Genomic DNA, 22924 nt, shown 5'->3' on the forward strand with positions numbered 1-22924 from the left:
GATAAAAAAAAGAATCTCAATTTTGAGACTCTTTTTTATTTTGTTAGTTTATACTAAGTTGTTTGCTACCAGGTATTCTGCAATCTGTACTGCGTTCGTTGCAGCTCCTTTTCGCAGATTATCAGCTACAATCCAGAGATTGAGCGTTTTCGGCTGAGAAAGATCTCGCCGTATTCTTCCAACAAAGACCTCATCTTTTCCCTCAGAATCTAAAGGCATTGGATAGAGGTTGTTTTTAACATCGTCTATTACAATAACTCCTGGGGTTTCAGATAAGATTTTTCTTACCTCGTCAAGTTCAAATTCGTTTTCAAATTCGATATTTACACTTTCAGAATGTCCTCCCTGAACGGGAACTCTTACTGCAGTTGCTGTTAAATTAAATGTATCATCACCTAGAATTTTCTTAGGCTCTTTCATTAATTTAATTTCTTCTTTAGTATAATCATCATCACTGAAAACGTCGCAATGCGGTAAAGCATTTTTAAAGATCTGGTAAGGATATACTTTCGCTACCGAATTATCACCATTGATTTCAGCATTCAATTGATCAACCGCTGCTTTTCCAGTTCCTGTTACAGACTGGTAAGTAGAGACAACAACTCTTTTAAGGTCATATTTTTTGTTAAGTGGTCCTAAAACCATCACCAACTGAATCGTAGAACAATTTGGATTAGCAATAATCTTATCTTCAGCAGTTAATACATTTGCATTAATCTCCGGAACTACAAGTTTTTTTGTAGGATCCATTCTCCATGCTGAAGAATTATCAATTACCGTTATTCCGGCTTCTGCAAATTTTGGTGCAAACTCAAGCGATGTAGAACCTCCGGCTGAGAAAATTGCAATATCAGGTTTGGCAGCTATAGCGTCATTAATGCTTACAATCGTATACTCTTCCTGTTTATACTTCACCTTCTTACCAATAGATCTTTCCGAAGCGACCGGAATTAATTCTGTGATAGGAAAGTTTCTCTCCTCCAATACTTTAAGCATAACTTGTCCAACCATTCCTGTTGAACCTACTACAGCTACTTTCATCTTAATGATTACAATGTTTAAGTTAATATATTATGCCCCAAAGACTCTTGTCCAAGGGAACGCGAATGCAAATAAACCAACTGCAATTAATCCCATAATGACAATTCCTAAAGAAATGGTATCATTGGATTTTACTTTTTTATTGATGATCGTCATCAATACTGCAGCAATTAGCATAGAAAATGGATGTTCTACATACTGGAACCTTAGGTCTGCATTTTTCATTACTGATCCCATATCCAATCCTTTTGTAAAATTAGTGATCAGCATAATGATCCCAATTAAAAACTGAACATGAAAGAAAATCATCGTGAAGAGGGTAATCTTCTTCAAAAATTTATTCACTTTCCCACTGAAACCAAACATGGTTCCTAAAAGTGCAATAATAAATAATGCTACTAAAAGAAGCTCCAGATACCCAAATCCTTTATGGGCACTAAGTAAAATCTTGTAAAAATCCATATCCTATTTTTTCTATTTTTCTGATCACAAAGATAACAAAAAATCCCAGCCAAAGCTGGGATTGATATTTATAAAATCTAAAATTGTATTATTAGAAGTTGAAAGATAATGTTGCGGACCAAGTTCTTCCGAAACCAAAATATACACGGTTTCCATCAGCTATACCTTTATACATTCTACCTGCTTGTTCATAAGTTTTCCCTTTGTCAGGATCGTTATTAGCAGTAATTTTATCACTACCAAAAGTGTTTGTAGCACCATCGGCAATATAAGTAGTATCAAATAAATTATAAATGTTTGCTCCCACTGTAAAATACTGGCTGTTATCTCTTAATCTAATTTTGTATGATATACCAATATCTGTTAGGTTATAATCAGGTAATTGTAATACTCCTCTGTCTTGATTAGCAATATTTGAGAATGTAGCAATATCAATAGAAGAATATAATTTACCAACGAATCTCCAACCTCCATAAATACTCAAGTCTTTTACAGGTTTAATAGTAGCTCCTAATGACGCTGTCATTTGTGGAATACTGTTGTTGCTTGATCCTCCTACTTTAACCTTATCGATGTAAAGTGTTGTTACATTTGAATCTCCTGCAACTGTCAAAGGTTGGTTGTTTCCATCGAATGTTGATCCGGTTGCATTTCCTTTGTAATAATAATCTCCCCAAGAGAACATTCCGTTAAACTCTACAAAATTATTAAGTTTATAGTTTGCATCAACTTCAATACCTTGGTGGATTTCTGTAATGCCATTCATTTCTGCATAAGCATCTGTTACGTTTGGAACCGTAATATTTCTTCTTAATGCTCTGTCTTTCCATTCTGTTCTATAAATGTTAACATTAGCATTAAATTTAGAAGATCTGAATCCGTATCCAACTTCTGCAGAGAATATTTTCTCGTTAGTTAACTGAGGGTTAACAACCTGCTGATTACTTGGATAAACTGCATTCATGAAAGGTTGCTTACTATAGTAACCAATGTTTCCAAACACATTGTGATTTTCGTTGATGTTATAGTTAAGTCCTCCCTTAACATTGTATCCAAATAAGTTTTTGAATCCAGTCTTTCTATTAACGATCTGATCTCTTTGTTTTGTAACGCCATCAATTACAAACTCATCAATTCTTTGATAACCTTGGTTTGAAACTGACCCTTGTAAGAAGGCAGATATTTTATCATTGGTATATTCAACCTGACCAAATCCACTGTACCAAAGAACTTCACCATCATTACTGAAAGCTAATCTGTTCTCTAGAGGAACTTGGCTTCCTCCAAATGGGTTCCAAACCAACTTTTGGTAATCATAAGTCTGATTAATGACATTAGGGGCAATGTTTTTATTAGTGTTATCCTTATAGCCGCTTGCTCCATATAAATCAGAAGCAACCTGATAATGGTATCCATAATAATATCTGTTATCTGTTCCAACTGAGAAATTCCAGTTATCATTGATCTTGTGTTGGAAGTTTGCTAAAATACCATACCAGTTGTGAGAATTGATACTTGATCTACGAATTAAAGTTGCTCCATTTCCAGCAGCATTTACGTCGATAGCAGCATTTTCTTTAAAAATTTGGTCATAATTGTATAGACCTTGTGCGTCTCTAAAATATGGCTGGCCATTTGCATCAGTACCGTTAATTGTTTTATTGTTTACTCTACCAATATCTGCAGTTCCTCCACCTCTACCGTTAGACATGTAGGCAACAGTACTTAACTTGGATTTTTCACTCATTGTCCAATCCCAGTTAAACATAAGTACTGGTTTTGAATAATAATTAGATCTATTGGCAAGTGCAACTTTTCTGCCTTCAGCGTTTGTATAGTATCCCCAGTCTGAGTTATAAGTTCTGTCTGGTTTTCCATCCTTATCCGGATTATACTTAATATAGTCTGAAATAGAAGGTGCGAAAGATCTCTGATCATGCCATTGAGGAGATGACGTAATCATAAATTGGAAGTTATGCTTTTTGCTTGGCTCCCAACCTAAAGCAAAATAATATGCATAAGATTCAAAATCTGTATTTTGAATATAAGTGCTACCAGCAGTTCTGCTTATTAAGAATGATGAAGACCATCCGTTGTTTAATTTTCCTGTATTGTAAGCAAATGATGTTTTTAAGTAATCGTTATTACCAACGCCCAATCTTATTACACCACCTTTCTTCATATCTGCTGAACGGGTAATAAAGTTAATTGTTCCTCCAACAGAAGCAATTCCTAATTTAGATGAGCCTAAACCTCTTTGAGTTTGGATGAAACTTGTAACATCAGATAAGCCTGTCCAGTTAGAATAGTACACTGTACCACCCTCCATATCATTTACAGGCATACCGTTTACCATTACAGCGATATTTCGAGATTCAAAACCTCTCATCACAATACCTCCGTCTCCAAAACCTCCTCCTGATTTAGTAGCATACACAGAAGGTGTAGTGTTTAAAATCTCAGTAAGTTCTTGGTTACCTAATCTTTCGATAATTTGTGCTGCTTTAATAGTAGAAGCTGCAACAGGTGTCTTTCTATCTTTAGCGATATCGGTTACACCTTGTAAAATTACCTCCTCAATGTCTTTAGACCTTTTGATTGTGTCCTGTGTTTCTTGAGCGTAATAAACACTAGCTGTAGACAATGTAATTACTACAGTCAGTATCGATTTGTTGATTAATTTCATAATCGTTAGTAATAGTTAGATTTAAATTTTATGCAAAAGTCGATAAATAAAATTTAACCAATATTAACTCAATGTTAATTTTTAACTAATATTAAGAATTATTAACGTGTTGATTAGTAGTATTTTAACTAAAAGCAGTGTTTTTGTGTTAAAAAAATGCATTGCATAATATGTAAAAAAGCATGCTTATTTTTGTTAAAAATACAACGTTACTTCACGGCTTTGAGGCTTAAATCAATGTTCTCAGCGGAGTGAGTAAGGGCTCCTGCAGAGATGTAGGTCACACCTGTAGTTGCGATTTCTTTAAGTTCATCTCTGGTGATTCCTCCTGATGCTTCAGATTCGCAAGAACCATTAATCATATCTACGGCTTGTTTCATCATTTTTACATCCATATTATCAAGCATGATTCTGTCTACTTTTGCTTTAATTGCTTCCTGAACTTCATCTAAATTTCTGGTTTCAACCTCAATTTTAAGCTTTTTCTTATTTTTTTTGATATAATCTTTAGCCATTTTTACGGCATTGGTAATGCTGCCATTATAATCAATGTGATTGTCTTTCAGCATGATCATATCATAAAGGCCATATCGATGATTGGTACCTCCGCCAATAGAAACAGCCCATTTTTCACAAATTCTAAAATTGGGAGTTGTTTTTCTGGTATCTAATAATTTGGTTTTAGTACCCACTAATCTTGAATCCCATTCGTGAGTAAGTGTTGCAATTCCACTCATTCTCTGCATGCAGTTTAAGATGAGTCGTTCCGTAGAAAGTATAGATTGAGCACTTCCAGTAACAATAAAGGCAACATCGCCTACTTTGGCTGCCTCTCCATCTTTGATAAAAGTCTCTACTTTTAAATTTTTATCGAAAGTCTTAAAGATAATTTCGGCTAATTCAACCCCAGCAAGAATACAATTTTGCTTTACTAAAAGTTTGGCACTTTGTTTAAGATCTTTGGGAATTGTGGATAACGTGGAGTGATCCCCGTCCTGAATATCCTCTTCAAGAGCTGATTTTATAAAAGTTTTAAGTGCCTTATCTGTTACGTAGTTTGGCTTTTTCATATGGTATGCTTTTTAAGCTAAATCTTTATTGTAAAATGCTCCTTTGTTCTCTGTCATTTCCATAGATTGGGTAATGATGAGGTAGGCAACGGTTGTTAAGTTTCTTAGTTCTGATAATTGAGGAGAAAGAATAGAGTAGTGGTAGATCTCGTCAACAGCAGCTGCTATTTCATGATGTTTTTGCAGTGCCATCTTCAGACGTCTGTTGCTTCTTACGATACCTACTAAATCACTCATCATTTCCTGAAGCTGTTTTCTAAGATAACTAACGATGACCATTTCATCGATAATTTTCATTCCTTCTTCATTCCATTCCGGTACAGCTTTTAAGTCATCAAAATTGAAATTATTTTTATTCAACAATTCTACTGTTTTAATTGCTGCATTATGTCCAAAAACGAGACCTTCAAGTAAAGAGTTGGAAGCTAGTCTGTTGGCTCCATGTAACCCTGAATTGGTACATTCTCCGACTGCAAATAAATTATTGATTGATGATTGTCCGTCTTTGTCGACTTCAATTCCGCCCATCAAGTAATGGCAAGCGGGAACAACCGGGATGAGTTGTGTAAAAGGATCGATGGCTTCTTCTCTGCATTTTTTATAAATGTTGGGGAAATGATCCAGGAATTTTTCTTTATTCATTTCTCTGCAGTCTAGGCCTACATATTCATCACCGGAGATTTTCATTTCGTTATCAATGGCTCTGGCTACGATATCTCTTGATGCAAGTTCTTCACGTTCGTCATATTTGTGCATGAATTTTTCCCCTCTCTTGGTTCTAAGTTTAGCCCCATCTCCCCGAACGGCTTCAGAAATTAAGAAAAGCATTCCATCAATTTTGCTATACAATGCTGTTGGATGGAATTGGTAATACTGCATATTAGAAACATTTCCTTTCGCTCGTGCAACAAAAGCAATCCCGTCACCAGTTGCAATGGTTGGGTTGGTTGTGTTTTTATAAACATGTCCTGCACCTCCTGTTGCCACAAGTGTTATTTTTGAAGTGATCTTTTTAATGGCTTTGGATTTTTCATCCAAAATATATGCACCATAACAATGGATGTCACCTTCATTTAATTCTTTTCCCGGAACATGATGTTGTGTGATGATATCAATGACATAATGATGATCTAATATCTCAATATTTGGGCTGTTTTTGGCCGTTTGTAAAAGGGCTCTTTCAATTTCAAAACCGGTAATGTCTTTATGGTGAACAATTCTGTTTTCCGTATGTCCGCCTTCTCTACCTAGTGCAAACTCACCATTTTTCATGTCGAATTTTGCACCCCATTCTACAATTTCATTGAATCTTTTAGGAGCTTCTTTTACGACCATTTCAACAACATCACGTTTACTTTCACCGTCACCGGCGCGCATAGTATCTTCAATGTGTTTGTCGAAATTGTCTTTTTTGAAATCTGTAACCACAGCTAAGCCGCCTTGTGCATATTTAGTGTTGCTTTCATCCTCATCGGACTTTGTTACTATGATTATCTTGGCATCAGGAAGTTGTTCAGAAACTTTAATGGCATAAGAAAGTCCCGAGATTCCGGAACCAATTATTAATACATCCGCTTTTATCATATGCTTGCTTTAAGACAATGGTCTAATCATTAAATAAATTTAAACAATTTTTCGTTTGGTTTCCTTACTTTTTTCATGTGCTGAAAGAGATCTTCTTCAGAACGGTAGCCAATTGCCAGTGTAACAGTTACTTTTTCTGTTTCCGGGTTTATATCCAGGATTTTTTCAATTAAATCTTCACGAAAACCTTCCATTGGGCAGGTGTCTATATTTTCAATAGCTGCTGCATACATTAAATTTGCTAAAACGATATACGATTGCTTTTCTGCCCAGTTGAAAATTTCATCCTGGTTTTTTTGATTAACGTGCTGGCTTATACTATTTTTAAAAAGATTTAGGTTTTCTAAAGGAATATCTCTTACTTCAGAAATGTGATTGAAATAGCCCCGGATGTAGCTTTCGTCAATTGTTTTTTTTGAAATAATAACAATGAGATGAGAGCATGTAGAAATTTGAGATGGATTATAAAAAGCCGGAATTAGTTTTTGTTTCATTTCCTCGCTTTCAACAACTAAGATTTTATAAGGTTGCAGCCCCAAAGAACTTGCAGACAGTTTTCCTGACTCAAGAATATTGTGAAGTGTTTCCTGAGGTATAATCTCTTTATTGAATTTTTTTACAGAATATCTTCTGCTTAAAGCTTCCAAATAATTCATAGGACAAATTTAAGAATTGAATATGAATAAAATGGAGTTGTTATGAATTATCTGTTTATAAATAACACAAAAAAAGGATTGCTCCATTTTTGAAGCAACCCTTTTGATATGAATGAATGTTTATATTATTCTCTATTCTTCACCAATATCCAACCGGAATATTTTAGAGGCGTGTTCTTTTTGTCATTTTCATTCCATGTTACAGAAAACCAGTAGCTTCCTGTGGAAACCTTTCTACCGCCAATAGTTCCGTCCCAAGTGTATTTATTAGATTTGTCACCCTGATGGATTTTAGCACCATATCTATCGTAGATGCTAAATACCAGATTTTGTTTACCAGCAAGGGCTGAATAATCTATTACATCATTTACTCCATCTCCATTAGGAGTAATTACATTAATTAAATTAGGAATAGTTATGGTAATGTCGATTGGTTCACAATCATAGGCATCTTTTACAAATAGGTTACATTCCCCTCTTGGTAAGCTAGTGAACACATTAGAATCTTGCCAGTTGATATTGTCTAATGAGTATTGATATGGAGGAGTTCCACCAATGGCATTTACTGTGATCGTGCTGCTTGAAATATCTACATTGGTAATAACTGGTTGTTCAGCAGGATATACTTTTACGTTTTGAGTGGCAACACATTCTCCTGTTTTTAGTTTAACCCAATAAACACCTACTCCTATATTGGTAATAGCCTGTGTTGTTGCTCCTGTGCTCCAAAGATAAGATGCAAAACCTGGACCTGCATCCAAAGTAGTTTTATCCTCTATACAAATTATTTTGTCTTTTAGAACAGTAGAAAGTACGGGAGCTAGTACAATTAGAGTGACTTTAGCCACTGCGTAACACCCGTTTGAGTTGGTGACTCTGATATACACGACTCCGTTTGGTGCAATATAAGCAGTTGGAGTGGCTATTTCGTTTGTTCCGTTTTGAGCATCTGCTAGAGATGGATAATATTTTTTAGTCAATACTCCCGGAGTTCCTGTTACAATAGCGGTCGTAAGATTAAATAATGCTGTTGAGGGATTTGCCTCAAGGAAACAGGATCTTAAAGTGGTATCGTTTACAGTGACAATTGGAGCAACTTTTAAAGTTACTGTTGCGTCATTATTGTCGCATAATACAGATGTTGGGTCTTTTATAACGACAGAAATATTGGTATCTGAAGTGTATTGGAAATTTGTGGGATTAGGAATTGGTGTTCCACTTCCTGTAATGTAATATGTAAAGGTATAATTAGTAGGTGTTGTTGTAAACTGTGAGTTTAATGTCGTAAGATCAATAGTTGCCATTCCAGCTAAATCTGGGCAAATCGATTTTGTAATTGCAGTTTGTAAAAGAGGGATTTTATCAACATAAACTTTTACATTTTTAATAGAGTGTCTGGCTCTTGCTCCTCCTGTAGATGCTGAAAAACCGAAATACCCAACAGTCATTGCGGCTGCAGCTCCGGAAGGTGCAAAGGATTGGTTTACGATTAATGTACCATCAAGTGTTATTTTTACGATCCAGTTGGCAGGAGCTGCGGGGTCTACCTCTCCGCTTACTTCAACATGTTTGTAAGTTGTTCCTTGAAATGGTTGTGTTGAATTAAGATCTGCTGAGTGAAAAGAGCTTCCCGGAACATTATAAAACTCGACATTATTAGTGTCTGTCGTATTTTGAACTTGTCCATAGGCAACATGTACTTTACTCATTCCTGAGCTTCCTGTAGCATTGTTATAAGTGTCAAAAGCCGTAATAAAACCGATTGCATTTTGAGATACACCTAGCCCGGAACCGAGGATGCTTGCGATTGGTGGATTGGCCAGATACCAAAACGCGATACCGTCGCCGGTATAAGTTTGATTGGAGTCCATTCTAAAATCGAACTCTACTCTCCACTTGTCACAATACTTTAAGTTTATAGGCTCATTTAATCTTATAGAACCTGATTTATCATTGGTGTCGGGCGTAAGCTGTACAAAATCCGTATTCACAACGGTGGGAGCAACCATTGTCCATCCCGTAGTATTTACGGGATTACCTGCTAGCTGATAAGTTTGTGATATGAGCTGTATTGGAAGACAAAGTAAAATAAGAAGGAAATAAAAAAGTATAGTTTTTTTCATTGTTATTAGGTTATTTGTTTTTGAGATATTTTAAGTATGATAAATAATAGATTTTTAGTTTTAGTTTATACAAAATACGTCTTTGGATCTGATTTGATAAAAAGAATCACTTCCGTTTTAAGGAGTGATTCTTTATCTCTTGATTACCTATTTTAGTTAATCTCTATTCTTTACTAGAACCCAACCGGAATACTTGATAGAAGTATTCTTTTTGTCATTTTCATTCCATGAAACAGAGTACCAATAGCTTCCTGTAGGAACTTTTCTACCACCTATGGTTCCATCCCATCTATATTTTGTAGACTTATCTCCTTGGTGAATCTTAGCTCCATACCTGTCAAATATATTGAACACAAGGTTTTGTTTATTTGCTAATGCCGAATAATCAATTACATCATTAATACCATCTCCGTTAGGAGTAATCACATTAATTATATTTGGAATTGTTACAGTAACATTGATCGGTTCACAATCATAGGCATCTTTTACAAATACAGTGCTTTCTCCTCTAGGTAGATTAGCAAACACATTGGAGTTCTGCCAGATAATATTGTCTAATGAATATTGATACGGAGGAGTTCCGCCAATTACATTTATTGTTATTGTGGTGGTTGAAATATCTACATTAGTAATAACCGGCTGTTCTGCGGGATGAACTTTTACAGTTTGTGTAGCAATACATTCGCCTGTTTTTAATTTAACCCAATAAACACCTACTCCTACATTGGTAATAGCCTGAGTTGTTGCCCCGGTACTCCATAAGTAAGATGCAAAACCAGGACCTGCATCTAATGTTGTTTTGTCTTCAATACAAATTGTTTTATCCTGTAGGACAGTAGACAATACGGGAGCGAGTACAATTAGTGTGACTTTGGCTACAGCATAGCATCCGTTTCCGTTAGTGACTTTAATGTAAATGACTCCGTTTGGAGCAATATATGCTGCGGGTGTTGTGATTTCATTTGTCCCATTTATGGCATCTGTCAGAGATGGATAATATTTTTTAGAAATTCCAACTTGTGTGGCCACTGCTGCGGCTGTGAGGTTGAATGATGCCATAGATGGATTTGATTCCAGAAAACAAGATCTAAGAGTTGTATCATTTACAACAACAACAGGATAGATGTTTAGAGTGATTTGTGCAACATCTACACAACCCTGTGGAGTGGTCACTTTTACAAAAACAGATCCTACAGGAGATGCATAAGCAGTTGGATTCATAATTTCATTAGTGCCGGCATTAAGGTCTGCTAATGACGGGTAATATTGCTTTATGACCCCCGGAACAGTTGTAACTGCAGCCGTGGTTAGATCAAATGTAGCTGTTCCTGCATTATTGTTGTTGCATCCTGTTATGGTAACATCATCTGCTGCAAAAGGAGTTGGGTTCAGTTGAATGACTCCATCTCCATTATCGCATAATGTGGAGGAAGGATCTTTAACAACAACTGTGATTGTTGTGGCTCCTGTATACTGAAAACTTGTTGGATTGGCAATAGGTGTCGAGTTGCCCAGAACATAATAAGTAAAAATATAATTTGCCGGATTATTTACGAACTGAGAATTGTAAGATGTTAAATCTACAGTTCCGTTTCCTGTCGCAGGATTTACGCATACGAAAGGAGTAATGGTGCTTTGTAAAATAGGCACTTTATCTACGAAAATTTTAGCATTTTTAATAGAATGTCTCGCGCTTGCTCCTCCAGTTGCTGCTGAAAAGCCGAAATATCCCTGAGTCATTCCAATTGCACCTCCAGATGGGGCAAAAGATTGATCTGCAATAAGTACCCCGTCTATTCTTACCTTAATAAGCCAGTTGGTAGGATTGGCGAGATCTGTTTCACCATTTACTTCTACATGTTTGTAGGTTGCGCCGACAAATGGCTGTGTGGGATTCAAATCAGGAGAGTGGAATGTACTGCCTGCAGTATTATTATATTCTATATTGTTGTTAAGAGAGTTGTTGGTCCCATACAAAATATGAACCTTGCTCATTTGTCCTTCTGTGGTGTTGTTAAAAATATCAAACCCAACCATTAAACCTGAAGCATTAGCCGGGATTCCTAATCCGCCTCCTGAAACAAATCCTGTTGGAGGATTAGCCAGATACCAAAAGGTAAAGCCGTCCCCTCTCCCGAATTGGGCAGTCCCATTTCCGTCGATCCTAAAATCGAATTCTACCTTCCATTTGTCACAATACCTCAGATTGATTGGGTTGGTTAGTTTAATAGCACCATATTGATTTCCTTGATCCGCGGTAAGTTGTATAAAATCAGTATTTACATTTGCGCTTGAAACAAGATCCCATCCTGTAGTATTTACTGGGTTACCCGAAAGTTGATATGTCTGAGAGAAAAGAATACTGGGCAGATTGATCAAGATGATAAGAAGGCAGAAGAGTAAAGTTTTTTTCATTGAGGTGAGTGGAGTAAAGTGTTATTGTTTTTCCATTTAATTAATTCAAATCCTTTTTGTTTTATAATAAAACTTAAGTAATAAAAAAGACCACTACCGATAATGGAGTGATCTTTTCTTTATTATTCTCTATTTTTAACCAATACCCAGCCATTGTAATTTGTTTGAGTATTGTTTTTGTCATTTTCATTCCAAGAGATCGTATACCAGTAAGTAGCAGTAGATATTTTTTTACCACCGGAAGTGCCATCCCATCTGTAATTTCTCAATTTATCGGCTTCATATAGCTTATTTCCATATCTGTCATAAACAATGAATACCAGATTCTTTTTGTAAGCAAGGGCAGAATAGTCGATATAGTCATTTACGTTATCTCCGTTTGGTGTAATAGCATTGATAAGATTAGGAACAGTGATTTGTACATCAATAGGGTTACAGTTGTAAAAATCTTTAACAAATATTTTATGTTCTCCTCTTGATAAACCTGAAAATATGTTTGAATCCTGCCATGTAACACCATCTAAAGAAAATTTGTAGGGTGGAGTGCCACCATTTACATTGACGGTGATTGTGCTGTTGGTAATATCAATGCTTGTAATAACAGGTTGTGGAGCTGCTTTTACTCTTACGATCTGATTGGTAAGGCAGTTTCCTGTTTTTAGCAAAACTGAGTAAATTCCTACAGGAACATTTTGAATAGATTGAGTGGTTGCTCCTGTATTCCATAGATAACCATCAAAACCCGGACCTGCATCTAAAGTTGCTGTTTCATCGATACAAATTGTCTGATCTTTAAGAACGGAGGATTGTACCGGAGGTAAAACAACAAGATTGATCTTTACAATAGTATAACAATTATTGGCATCAGTTACTTTAACATAGACTACGCCGGTAGTGGAAACATATGCTGCCGGATTTACTATTTCGTTAGTACCACCTACAGCATTTGCCAGGGTTGTATAATATTTTTTGATAACTCCAGTTTGTGTTGTTATGTTGGCTGTGGTTAGATTAAATAAACCGGATGTAATATTTGTATCAATAAAACATGAACGTATAGTGTCATCATTAGCAACTACTTCAGGAAGAAATGAAAGAGTGATTTGTGCTGTTCCAGTACAGCCTTGAGGGGTTGTTACTTTCACATAAACAATTCCTGGAGCAGAAGTGTAAGTTGCTGGGTTTGTAATCTCATTGGTTCCCGCGTTGAGGTCATTTAACGTTTTATAGAATTTCTTAATGACGCCAGGTACTCCTGTTACAGGCGCTGTTACAAGGTTAAATGTTGCTATGCCAGCTTTATTATTGTTACATTCAGATATTGTTACATTACTTGCTGTGAACGGAGCGAGAACGAGGAGTATTTTTCCGTCAGGATTATCGCATAGGACTCCTGCATTGTCTTTTATGACAACGGATATCGTTGTATTGGCATTGAATTGATAATTGGTAGGATTCGCAATTGGTGTTGAGCTACCTAGAACATAGTAAGTAAATGTATAGTTCGCTGGTGTAGTTACAAACTGCGAATTGAATGTAGTTAAATTCACAACACCGTTCCCTGTGGAAGGATTGGGACAGAAAGATTGTGTTGCAGAGTTTTGTAATATTGCAACTTTGTCCGTATATATCTTTACATTTTTAATGGAGTTTCTTACAGATGCTGCTCCTGTAGATGCAGAGAAGCCAAAATATCCCTGGGTTATTGCTGCTGCTGCTCCGGCAGGTGCAAAAGATTGGTTAATAACTGAGGTTCCATCAATTTTTAAAGTAATAATCCAGTTAGTTGGTGTTGCAGGATCCACTTCTCCGGTCACCTCAACATGTTTAAAGGTGGGGCCTACCAAAGGAAGGGTAGACGTTAGATCAGCAGAGTGAAATGAACTTCCGGGAGTATTAAAATATTCGATATTGTTTGTATCAGTGGTATTTTGTACAACACCATAGGCAAGATGTACTTTATTCATCTGACCTGCTGTTGTATTGTTGTAAAGGTCAAAACCAATCATTAAGCCGATTGCATTTTGCGGGATTCCTAAACCAGAGCCCAGTTGACTTGTTATTGGAGGATTTTGTAGATACCAAAATGAAAAGCCATCTCCTCTTCCAGCAGATGTTCCATTTCCATCCATTCTGAAATCAAATTCAATTCTCCATTTGTCACAGTATTTTAGATTAATGGGATCATTAAGCTTTATAGCTCCGGATTTATTTGTTAAGTCATCGGTAAGCATGACAAAATCTCCATTTACTACTGCAGAAGGAACTACGGTCCAACCTGTAGTATTCACGGGATTTCCTGTGAGCTGATAAGTTTGTGAAAAGAGTTTTCCGGATAAGCAGAATAAAACCAGAGTAAAATAAAATAGTAATTTTTTATTCATTAATTAGGATGTTTAAAAATTGGACGTGTAAATATATTAAATCCTAAGTAATAAATATGTATTCAGTGTTAATTTTGCAGAAAAGATTAATAATATTTTAATAAAAGTTAATTAAGCTAGTGAAATAACTAATTCAGGGTGTAGAATAGTTGGAAATACTGATATAGATTCCATTTGAGGAGTTTTCTTTAAAACAGGGAATTATTTTCAAGATCTTCAAAAAAGGTGTCAATTTCTAAATGAGAAGATGCTGCGGCGGCAACTGCAAGCTTATCACACAACTCATTTTCGAAATGACCGGCATGTCCTTTTATCCAGTGCATTTTTGGACTGTGCTGATTATAGAGGATAACGAACTTTTTCCACAGATCAGGGTTCTTTACGTTTTTCCAACCTCTTTTTATCCAGCCTGAAATCCAATTTTGATTAATGGCATCTGAAACATATTTACTGTCTGTAAAAACATGAATGTCATTTTCTGTTGATTTCAGTTTTTCTAAAGCTGTAATAACAGCTAAAAGTTCCATTCTGTTATTTGTTGTTTTTCGGAAACCTTTAGAAAAAGTTTTTTGATAATTTTTTTCTGGAACGCGCATCAGAATTCCATATCCTCCTTTTCCAGGATTTCCACTACATGCTCCGTCGGTATATATTTCAATTCTCAAAACTTTCTGATCTGTAAGAATGGTTGTATTTAATTATTTAAAATGGGAAATCATCATCATCATCAAAATCATTCATAGAAGATCCTGAGAGCTGAGAGTTATCTGGAAGATCAAATGCCGCACCTGGTTGAATGGTGGTTTTTATCTTGTCAAAACCACTAGGTTCATTAGAATTAAAATTAGAGGGATATCCTGGAGCTCCTCCCATCGCAGCCTCTACATCTCCAAATTTTGCAAAATGTTTCAAGAATGATAATCTTACATCTGCCGTAGCACCATTTCTGTGTTTTGCAATAATTAGTTCTGCTTGATTTTCTGTTGAACTTTCCTGTCCTTCCTCATCGTTATCCCAAACGGCAATTTTATAATATTCCGGTCTAAATATAAAAGATACAATATCGGCATCCTGCTCAATTGCTCCTGATTCCCTTAAATCGGAAAGTTGAGGTCTTTTTCCAGGACGGGTTTCCACACTTCTTGAAAGCTGAGAAAGCGCAATTACTGGTACATTCAATTCTTTTGCAATAGCTTTTAATGAACGTGAAATCATAGAAATTTCCTGTTCACGGTTTCCGCCTCCTTTTCCTCCACCTCCTGCGGTCATTAGCTGAAGGTAGTCAACCATGATCAGTCTAACGCCATGTTGCATAACTAGTCTTCGGCATTTTGCCCTGAAATCGAATATGGAAAGTGAGGGAGTTTCATCAATAAAAAGAGGTGCATTTTCCAATTCGGATACATTGGAGAACAGTCTTTGCCATTCTTCATCATCCAATGTTCCTTTCCTTAATTTTTCGGAAGAAATTCTTGTTTCAGAAGCGATCATCCTTGTGATAAGCTGTACTGATGCCATCTCCAGAGAGAAAAGAACCATAGGGATTTTGTGCCCTACCGCAATATTTCTTGCCATGGAAAGAAGAAATGCAGTTTTACCCATCGCCGGACGTGCAGCAATAATAATAAGGTCAGAATTTTGCCAACCTCCTGTTTCTTTATCGACATCTCTGAATCCCGATGGAACCCCTGAAAGGCCTTCTTTATCTTTTAAAGATTTAATAGTATCAATAGCTTGTTTTACCAATGAATTTGCTGTATCGAAACCTTTTTTAATAGTACCGTTAGTAATTTCAAAGAATGATTGTTCCGCTTTATCCAGTAGTTCAAATACGTCAGTTGATTCTTTATATGAAGAGTCGATAACGTTGGCAGAAACGTTAATTAAACTTCTTAAAATATATTTTTCAAGAATAACACGAACGTGATATTCAATATGCGCAGATGAGCTAACTCCCATCGTTAGATCAATAATATAATGATCGCCACCTGCTAAATGTAGTTTTTCCTCCTTTTTTAGCTCCTGTATAATGGTCATTAAATCTACAGGATGGTTACCTTCATACAATTTCAATATGGTAGTAAAGATCACCTGATGTCTGGGGTCATAAAAAACTTCAGGAGTAAGTAAGTCAATGGAATGGTCTAGTCCTTTCTTATCAATTAAAAAAGTTCCTATAATCAATCTTTCAAAATCTACTGCATTAGGAGGCATTTTTCCATCAGCAATTGACAGTTCCTTCGCAAAGTTTCCATGCGTAAGAGATGATAATGTTTCTTTCTGCGCCATGTTGCAAAGATAGTTTATTTAAAAAATAATTAAAAAATAGTATTCAACAAATTATTCTTAATAGGTACTAAAATACCGCCAATAAAAGATAAAATATGTTGATAAAAAAATCACCTCAATATTGAGGTGATTTTTTAGATTTGATTAATTATATAAATTATTCTCTGTTTTTTACCAATATCCATCCGCTATAATTCGTTTGAGTATTGTTTTTATCATTTTCGTTCCATGAGATCGTGAACCAATAAGTACCGGTTATAATTTTTTTACCACCAGAAGTACCATCCCATCTGTATCCTCTCATTTTATCAGCCTCGTACAATTTATTTCCGTATCTATCATAAACAATGAAAACGAGATTTTTCTTGTATCCTAATTCAGAGTAGTCTACATAATCATTTACGTTGTCTCCATTTGGAGTGATAGCATTAACTAAATTTGGAACTGTTACTTGAATATCAATAGGTGTACAGTCAAAAGAATCTATAACATAGATTTTGTTTTCTCCTCTAGGAAGACCTGTGAATACATTTGAATCCTGCCAGTTAACACCATCTAGAGAGTATTTATATGGCGCTTTGCCTCCTGAAACATTTACTGTAATTGTATTGTTTGAAATATCAACACTCGTAATAACGGGTTGTTGCGAAGCATATACATTTACTTGCTGTACCGTGTAGCAAATTCCTGTTTTTAACTTTACCCAATAAGATCCTACAGGTACATTCGTAATGGCTTGGGTTGTTGCTCCCGTGCTCCATTCATACCCGTCGAAACCAGGTCCTGCATCTAACGTTGTCTTATCTTCTAAACAAATAGTAACATCCTTCAGAACGTTAGATTTTACCGGAGGTAAAACTTTAAGGGTAATTTTAGCAATAGCATAACATAAGTTAGCATTGAATACTTTTACATATACCTCACCGTTAGTAGAGACGTACGCCAGAGGATTAGCTATTGGGCTTGTTCCACTTACAGCATTGGCCAGTGTAGTATAAAACTTTTTAGTAATCGGTGCTTGATTTGAGACATTAGCAGTGGTTAAATCAAATGATGCTGTCGTTATATTAGTATCTATATAACAAGATTCGATAGTAGCATCATTAACTACTACAACAGGATGGAATTTTAAAGTGATCTCAGAGTCATCTGAACATCCTTCTGTTGAAGTTACTTTTACATACACTTTCTTTTCAGCTGAAACATAGGCTGCTGGATTCATAATCTGATTAGTCCCAGCATTTAAATCAGCTAATGTAGGATAGTATTTCTTTATCGCAGTTGGATCACTAAAGGTATCAGCCAATGTTAAATTATAGGTTGCAGTTCCAGCACCATTGTTATTACATTCGAAAAGAGTAGCATCTTTGGCGACAATATTACCTTGCCTGAATTTAAACTTCCCAGTTATAAAACATTTATTAATCGGGTTGTCGGGATTCGTTGGGTCGGTATATGTTATTCTGTAATAATAAATAGTGGTTCCATTTACAACTGTGGGAGTAGGTAAAGGGTTGTTTCCTGTTATCGCATCATTGTTATCACTATGATAGGTTATCGAAAAATTAGGATTACCATTTATAATTCCTGCAGTTAAAGTATTAAAATCAAATGAACTTGGTAGTGCACATTTTAAAATCTCATTAGGAGAATCTGGTGTAGGACCAGGCACTCCTGGTGCGATAAATGGATTAGGGGTTAATGCAGGGTCGTTAAATGGAGAAGTCAGAGCAGCAGTTCCTCCCCAGGTTAAAGAAAAACCATAAGGATTGTCTGGAAGATAGTTATCTATAAGAAGATAGTATGTTTCTCCAGCAATTACATCCAACGGTGCTTCCCATTTGTCTCCTGTTATTGTAGAACTTAATCCCGTTGCTCCGCTTGTACCAGAGAAATTACATCTGATTGCATTACCAAAATCCCAGGTAGCACAATCAATGTTTGGTCCATATACCGCGAAGTCATAATCGTATTGAAATACATTAGGGACCGTATATGGAGTTATGGTAAATTCAATCGTTCCTGTAGTTGCGGCAGTAAATACATACCAAACAGAAAAGTGTTCTAAATTTAAACAACTATTTGATGTTGGTTCCGCAATAGTACCATGATTACTTGGATTATAGGAAATGTCTGAGTTTCCACATACCGGAATTGCAGTAATACAGTCCGATTGTGAAAAATATAATTGGGACAAAAATAAAATAAAAATAAGTAGTAATTTTCTCATTTTGAAATGAATTTAATGTAACAAAAATAGCGAAAATAACAAAATATTTAAGTTATTATTCGCACGAATTAATAAAAACCGCTTGAAAAAGCGGTTTTTACTAAAAAATATGATTATTCTCTGTTTTTAACCATAATCCAGCTAGAGAATTTGATAGGCGTATTTTTCTTATCATTCTCATTCCAGGTTACAGAATACCAGTAAGTTCCAGTTGAAACTTTTTTATTTCCATTGGTAGTACCATCCCACTTATAGCCATTAGTTTTATCAGCCTGGAAAATCTTAGCACCATATCGGTCAAATATGCTTAATACTAAATTTTGCTTGCCTGCTAACGCAGAATAGTCAATTACATCATTAATACCATCATTATTAGGAGTGATCACATTAATTAAATTAGGAACTACAACAGTGACGTCAATAGGTTCACAATCATAAGAATCTTTCACATAAATTTGAGTATCTCCTCTAGGGATATTATTAAATACATTTGAATCCTGCCAGTTGATATTATCAATTGAATATTTATAAGGTGGAGTGCCTCCAATAACATTTACAGTAATGGTATTCGTTGAAATATCTACATTCGTTATAACTGGTTGTTCGGTAGGATGAACTGTTACTGTTTGGGTTGTAATACATTCTCCTGTTTTTAATTTTACCCAGTAAGTTCCAACCGGGACGTCTGTAATTGCCTGCGTTGTAGCACCGGTGCTCCATAAATAAGAAGCAAATCCAGGGCCTGCATCTAAAGTTGTTCTATCTTCCATACAGATGATCTTATCAACCAAAACTGTAGATTTTACCGGAGGTAATACGATCAAGGTAATCTTTGCAACAGTGAAACAATTGTTTGAATTTGATACCCTAACGTAAACAACACCGTTCGGAGCTACATATGCTGCAGCTGCGGCTGGCAAAATTTCATTTGTAGCGTTTACAGCATCTGTCATAGATGGGTAATATTTTTTAGTGGTTCCAGACAGAGATGTTACGATAGCGGCTGGAAGATTAAACAATGCTGTTGAAGGGTTTGTTTCAATAAAACAAGATCTTATAGTAGGTTCTAATACCGTTACAATTGGATGGAAGTTTAGCTTGATTTCGGCTATTGCTGTACATCCAAACTGATTGGTTGCTTTTACGTAGGCAGATCCTGAAGGAGCAACATAAACATAAGGGTTTGTGATTTCACTTGTTCCATTATTAGCATCAGCTAGTGAAGGATAATATTGAAATGTCAGACCAGGAATGGCACCTGCACCAACGTCTGCAGTTGATAAGTCATAGGTTCCTGTTCCGGAGTTGTTATTACTACAGGAAGTAAGTGATCCTGGAGTGAGTGTGAATGACCTGTCTACGAATTTTATCGTTCCAAATTCTTTGCACTTATTTAAAAAACTGGCTGGACTTGTAGGGTCAAAATAGCTGATAACATAAGTGTAAGTTGTAGCTGGATTTACAACAGTTTGGCCAATGATTGGATTTACATCATCCAAAGCATCAGTAGCTGTTTTATAATACTTAATAATGAAGCTAGGGTTACCATTTAATATTCCTGAAGTCAAAGTAGAGAAATCAAAATTTAAATTACAAATGTCAAGAATACCATCATGATTTGGGCCAGGTGTAACAAACGGATATGGCTGTAAAACAGGATCTCCAAAAGGAGTAAGTAATCCTGCAGATCCTCCGAAGGTTAGTGAAAACTGTGAGCTGGCGCCGGAAAATTGATCAACTAACAGATAATATACTTGTCCTGGCAGAACATCGATATATTTTACCATACCATCTGATGGGTTTCCTAAATTATCAGTACCTGCATCTTCCGATGTATCAAGTGAAGTGAGGTTAAGTCCTGTTATGTACTGTCCAGGTGATGGCGAATCATAAGAGCATCTGAGTGGCATTATGGTTTGAATCTCTGCACAGGTGTTATTAGGGCCATAAAGAGCCCAGTCATAATCCACATTATTAACAGGATCAATCGCAAATGTCAAAGTACCTGCAGTAAGTGTACTGAAGGTAAACCAAATAGAGTTGTTTTCTCCGCCTAAACAACCTGCATTCCCTTCATCACTGTTTCCGGTTCCAGTGGGTGTAAGGGTAATATCTGCATTACTACAGATAGGTATTGCTGTTGAGCAGTCGTTATTTTGTGCGAAAAAAATATGAGATACCAAAAAGGCTATAAAGAGTAATGTTTTTTTCATAATTTTTTTTTTAAATAGAAGTAAATTTGTACTGTAAAACTATTTTGCAGTTTTAACGGCTTCAAACTTTGTTCTCTGCTCTCGAATAAGATTTAGTAAATCAGTGATTTCTTTATTATCAGGTTGTAATTCTAAACTTCCTGCAACAAACTTTTCAGCGAGGCTGTTAGTATATCTAGTATCTGCTTTCTTATTGCCGCTGTTTATAATAAATTCACCTTCCTTGTATAATACAAGGCCAGCATAATAATACGCTTTCCACCTGTAAGGATCTCTGGATTTTTTTAATTCCGAAAACTCTCTGAAAAGCTTTTCGTAATCAGCGACGGTTTTTGCAGACGATATTTTTTCTGCTTTTTGATTCAGTGTATTCTCGTAACTACTCTGGGCAGAAATAAGTACACTAAACAATACAAAATAAAAAGTGAGTAAAGTTTTTTTCATAAGGGGGGATTTTATACGACAAATATAAAAAATTATTAATCTTCAATTAATGTTTTTAAGATTTATTTAATAGAACGGTAAATATGTGTTTAATATTGCATTTTTCTTAGTTTAGAATTGGTACTTCCTACAATTAATGCAATAAGTACGGTCATTGTTCCGCCAAATACGACCGAACGGACTACCCCAAGGAGCTTTGCGGATAATCCACTTTCAAATTGCCCCATTTCATTACTAGACATAATAAAGATAGAATTTACGCTCAGAACGCGTCCCCTGATGTGATCTGGTGTTTTTAATTGTACAATAGTGCCTCGTATGACAACTGAAATTCCATCCAACATCCCACTTAACACCAAAAACATAAATGATAACCAGTATATGTTTGATAATCCAAACCCTATTATGCAAAGTCCAAATCCTGTAACCACAGCAAGAAGTATTTTCCCTTGGTTCTTTCTTAACGGAATGATTGATAAAGTAGTAATAATACACATAGAGCCGATGTCTGATGCGGCATTTAATAAACCAAATCCTTCTGCGCCTACTTTTAATATATCGGTAGCATACACCGGAATCATAGCTACAGCACCACCAAAAAGGACAGCAAACATATCTAAACACAGTGCTCCCAAAATTTCTTTGGTCTTGAATATGTACGAAATACCTTCGCGCATGCTTTCTATAACATTTACACTGTCTTTTTTATATTCAGAATGTTGTTTTTTAAGTTGCCAGAAAAAGAGAGATGCTGTGAAAATTAATAAGATAATAACTACTAATGTCCATTTTACGCCAAAAAAGCCTATCAAAATACCTCCAGCTGCATGTCCACACACTGAAGATATCAGAAATGTAGCCTGGTTGAGAGTTACTGCATTAGGTAGATTTTCTTTTTTTACAATTTTTGGGATCATCGATGGAACGATTGGGCCAATAAAAGCTCTTGCGATTCCTGTAAAAAAAATCACACTATAAATAAAATAGGTGATCTGATGGCCTGTAAAATGCATTTCAACATCAAAAAAAGCAGGAATAAGAAGCAAGCCTATGAGGAATATATAGGCATAATTGCAAATTAATAAAAGCCTTTTTTTCTCATTCATATCAATTACATGTCCTGCATATAATGCGCAGCTAACAGCTGGTATGACCTCTGAAAGACCTATTAATCCTATTGAAAATGGATCTTTTGTTAATTGATATACCCACCATCCAAGTAAGGTAGCAAGCATTCTGAAGGCTAAAACGATAAAAAATCTTCCCGTAAGAAGATTTCTAAATTCAATATTTTGTAGTGTTTTTAACGGAGTAAAGGAAATCATAC

General features: G+C 35.7%; 15 protein-coding genes. All 15 read right to left on the reverse strand.

The annotated features are described in order from the left end of the window. Positions 1-48: 48 nt before the first annotated feature. Entirely contained in the window at positions 49-1041 is a 993-nt protein-coding gene (locus NG806_RS17085; RefSeq protein WP_214830632.1) for an aspartate-semialdehyde dehydrogenase, read from the reverse strand. Between the two features lie 30 nt (positions 1042-1071). Then, positions 1072-1503 (reverse strand): hypothetical protein, encoded by a 432-nt coding sequence (locus NG806_RS17090; RefSeq protein ID WP_214830634.1) that lies wholly within the window; start codon positions 1501-1503, stop codon positions 1072-1074. A gap of 91 nt (positions 1504-1594) precedes the next feature. After that, a complete protein-coding gene (locus tag NG806_RS17095; RefSeq protein WP_214830636.1) occupies positions 1595-4189 on the reverse strand; it encodes a TonB-dependent receptor in 2595 nt (864 codons plus the stop codon). Positions 4190-4398: 209 nt separating this feature from the next. After that, positions 4399-5259: a carboxylating nicotinate-nucleotide diphosphorylase gene (nadC, locus tag NG806_RS17100; RefSeq protein ID WP_214830644.1), complete on the reverse strand. Its 861-nt coding sequence runs from the start codon at positions 5257-5259 to the stop codon at positions 4399-4401. 12 nt (positions 5260-5271) lie between these two features. Continuing rightward, a complete protein-coding gene (nadB, locus tag NG806_RS17105; protein WP_214830646.1) occupies positions 5272-6843 on the reverse strand; it encodes an L-aspartate oxidase in 1572 nt (523 codons plus the stop codon). 29 nt (positions 6844-6872) lie between these two features. Further along, a complete protein-coding gene (locus NG806_RS17110; protein ID WP_214830648.1) occupies positions 6873-7499 on the reverse strand; it encodes an NAD(P)H-dependent oxidoreductase in 627 nt (208 codons plus the stop codon). Positions 7500-7624: 125 nt separating this feature from the next. Continuing rightward, complete coding sequence (locus tag NG806_RS17115; protein ID WP_261510848.1) at positions 7625-9622, reverse strand: T9SS type B sorting domain-containing protein; 1998 nt, start codon at positions 9620-9622, stop codon at positions 7625-7627. Positions 9623-9778: 156 nt separating this feature from the next. Further along, positions 9779-12037, reverse strand: a complete 2259-nt coding sequence (locus NG806_RS17120; RefSeq protein ID WP_261510850.1) for a T9SS type B sorting domain-containing protein — start codon at positions 12035-12037, stop codon at positions 9779-9781. Positions 12038-12159: 122 nt separating this feature from the next. Beyond that, on the reverse strand, positions 12160-14421 hold the full coding sequence (locus tag NG806_RS17125; protein WP_214830654.1) for a T9SS type B sorting domain-containing protein: 2262 nt from the start codon (positions 14419-14421) through the stop codon (positions 12160-12162). Between the two features lie 188 nt (positions 14422-14609). After that, positions 14610-15086 (reverse strand): ribonuclease HI, encoded by a 477-nt coding sequence (rnhA, locus tag NG806_RS17130; RefSeq protein WP_214830664.1) that lies wholly within the window; start codon positions 15084-15086, stop codon positions 14610-14612. 37 nt (positions 15087-15123) lie between these two features. Continuing rightward, positions 15124-16710: a replicative DNA helicase gene (gene dnaB / locus NG806_RS17135; RefSeq protein WP_214830666.1), complete on the reverse strand. Its 1587-nt coding sequence runs from the start codon at positions 16708-16710 to the stop codon at positions 15124-15126. A gap of 157 nt (positions 16711-16867) precedes the next feature. Beyond that, on the reverse strand, positions 16868-18940 hold the full coding sequence (locus NG806_RS17140; protein ID WP_261510857.1) for a T9SS type B sorting domain-containing protein: 2073 nt from the start codon (positions 18938-18940) through the stop codon (positions 16868-16870). 113 nt (positions 18941-19053) lie between these two features. Next, positions 19054-21153: a T9SS type B sorting domain-containing protein gene (locus NG806_RS17145; protein ID WP_214830670.1), complete on the reverse strand. Its 2100-nt coding sequence runs from the start codon at positions 21151-21153 to the stop codon at positions 19054-19056. Between the two features lie 39 nt (positions 21154-21192). Beyond that, positions 21193-21597 (reverse strand): hypothetical protein, encoded by a 405-nt coding sequence (locus NG806_RS17150; RefSeq protein ID WP_214830672.1) that lies wholly within the window; start codon positions 21595-21597, stop codon positions 21193-21195. 89 nt (positions 21598-21686) lie between these two features. After that, positions 21687-22922, reverse strand: coding sequence for an MFS transporter (locus tag NG806_RS17155; RefSeq protein WP_261510859.1), 1236 nt, complete (start codon positions 22920-22922; stop codon positions 21687-21689). Positions 22923-22924 lie beyond the last annotated feature (2 nt).

The organism is Chryseobacterium paludis (assembly GCF_025403485.1).
Lineage (GTDB): Bacteria > Bacteroidota > Bacteroidia > Flavobacteriales > Weeksellaceae > Chryseobacterium > Chryseobacterium paludis.

Coding starts and splice junctions, on each gene's coding strand:
- NG806_RS17150 (WP_214830672.1), bottom strand. CDS start 21,597: ATGAAAAAAACTTTACTCACTTTTTATTTTGTATTGTTTAGTGTACTT.
- dnaB (WP_214830666.1), bottom strand. CDS start 16,710: ATGGCGCAGAAAGAAACATTATCATCTCTTACGCATGGAAACTTTGCG.
- NG806_RS17115 (WP_261510848.1), bottom strand. CDS start 9,622: ATGAAAAAAACTATACTTTTTTATTTCCTTCTTATTTTACTTTGTCTT.
- NG806_RS17145 (WP_214830670.1), bottom strand. CDS start 21,153: ATGAAAAAAACATTACTCTTTATAGCCTTTTTGGTATCTCATATTTTT.
- NG806_RS17125 (WP_214830654.1), bottom strand. CDS start 14,421: ATGAATAAAAAATTACTATTTTATTTTACTCTGGTTTTATTCTGCTTA.
- NG806_RS17140 (WP_261510857.1), bottom strand. CDS start 18,940: ATGAGAAAATTACTACTTATTTTTATTTTATTTTTGTCCCAATTATAT.
- NG806_RS17085 (WP_214830632.1), bottom strand. CDS start 1,041: ATGAAAGTAGCTGTAGTAGGTTCAACAGGAATGGTTGGACAAGTTATG.
- NG806_RS17155 (WP_261510859.1), bottom strand. CDS start 22,922: ATGATTTCCTTTACTCCGTTAAAAACACTACAAAATATTGAATTTAGA.
- nadC (WP_214830644.1), bottom strand. CDS start 5,259: ATGAAAAAGCCAAACTACGTAACAGATAAGGCACTTAAAACTTTTATA.
- NG806_RS17110 (WP_214830648.1), bottom strand. CDS start 7,499: ATGAATTATTTGGAAGCTTTAAGCAGAAGATATTCTGTAAAAAAATTC.
- NG806_RS17095 (WP_214830636.1), bottom strand. CDS start 4,189: ATGAAATTAATCAACAAATCGATACTGACTGTAGTAATTACATTGTCT.
- nadB (WP_214830646.1), bottom strand. CDS start 6,843: ATGATAAAAGCGGATGTATTAATAATTGGTTCCGGAATCTCGGGACTT.
- NG806_RS17090 (WP_214830634.1), bottom strand. CDS start 1,503: ATGGATTTTTACAAGATTTTACTTAGTGCCCATAAAGGATTTGGGTAT.
- NG806_RS17120 (WP_261510850.1), bottom strand. CDS start 12,037: ATGAAAAAAACTTTACTCTTCTGCCTTCTTATCATCTTGATCAATCTG.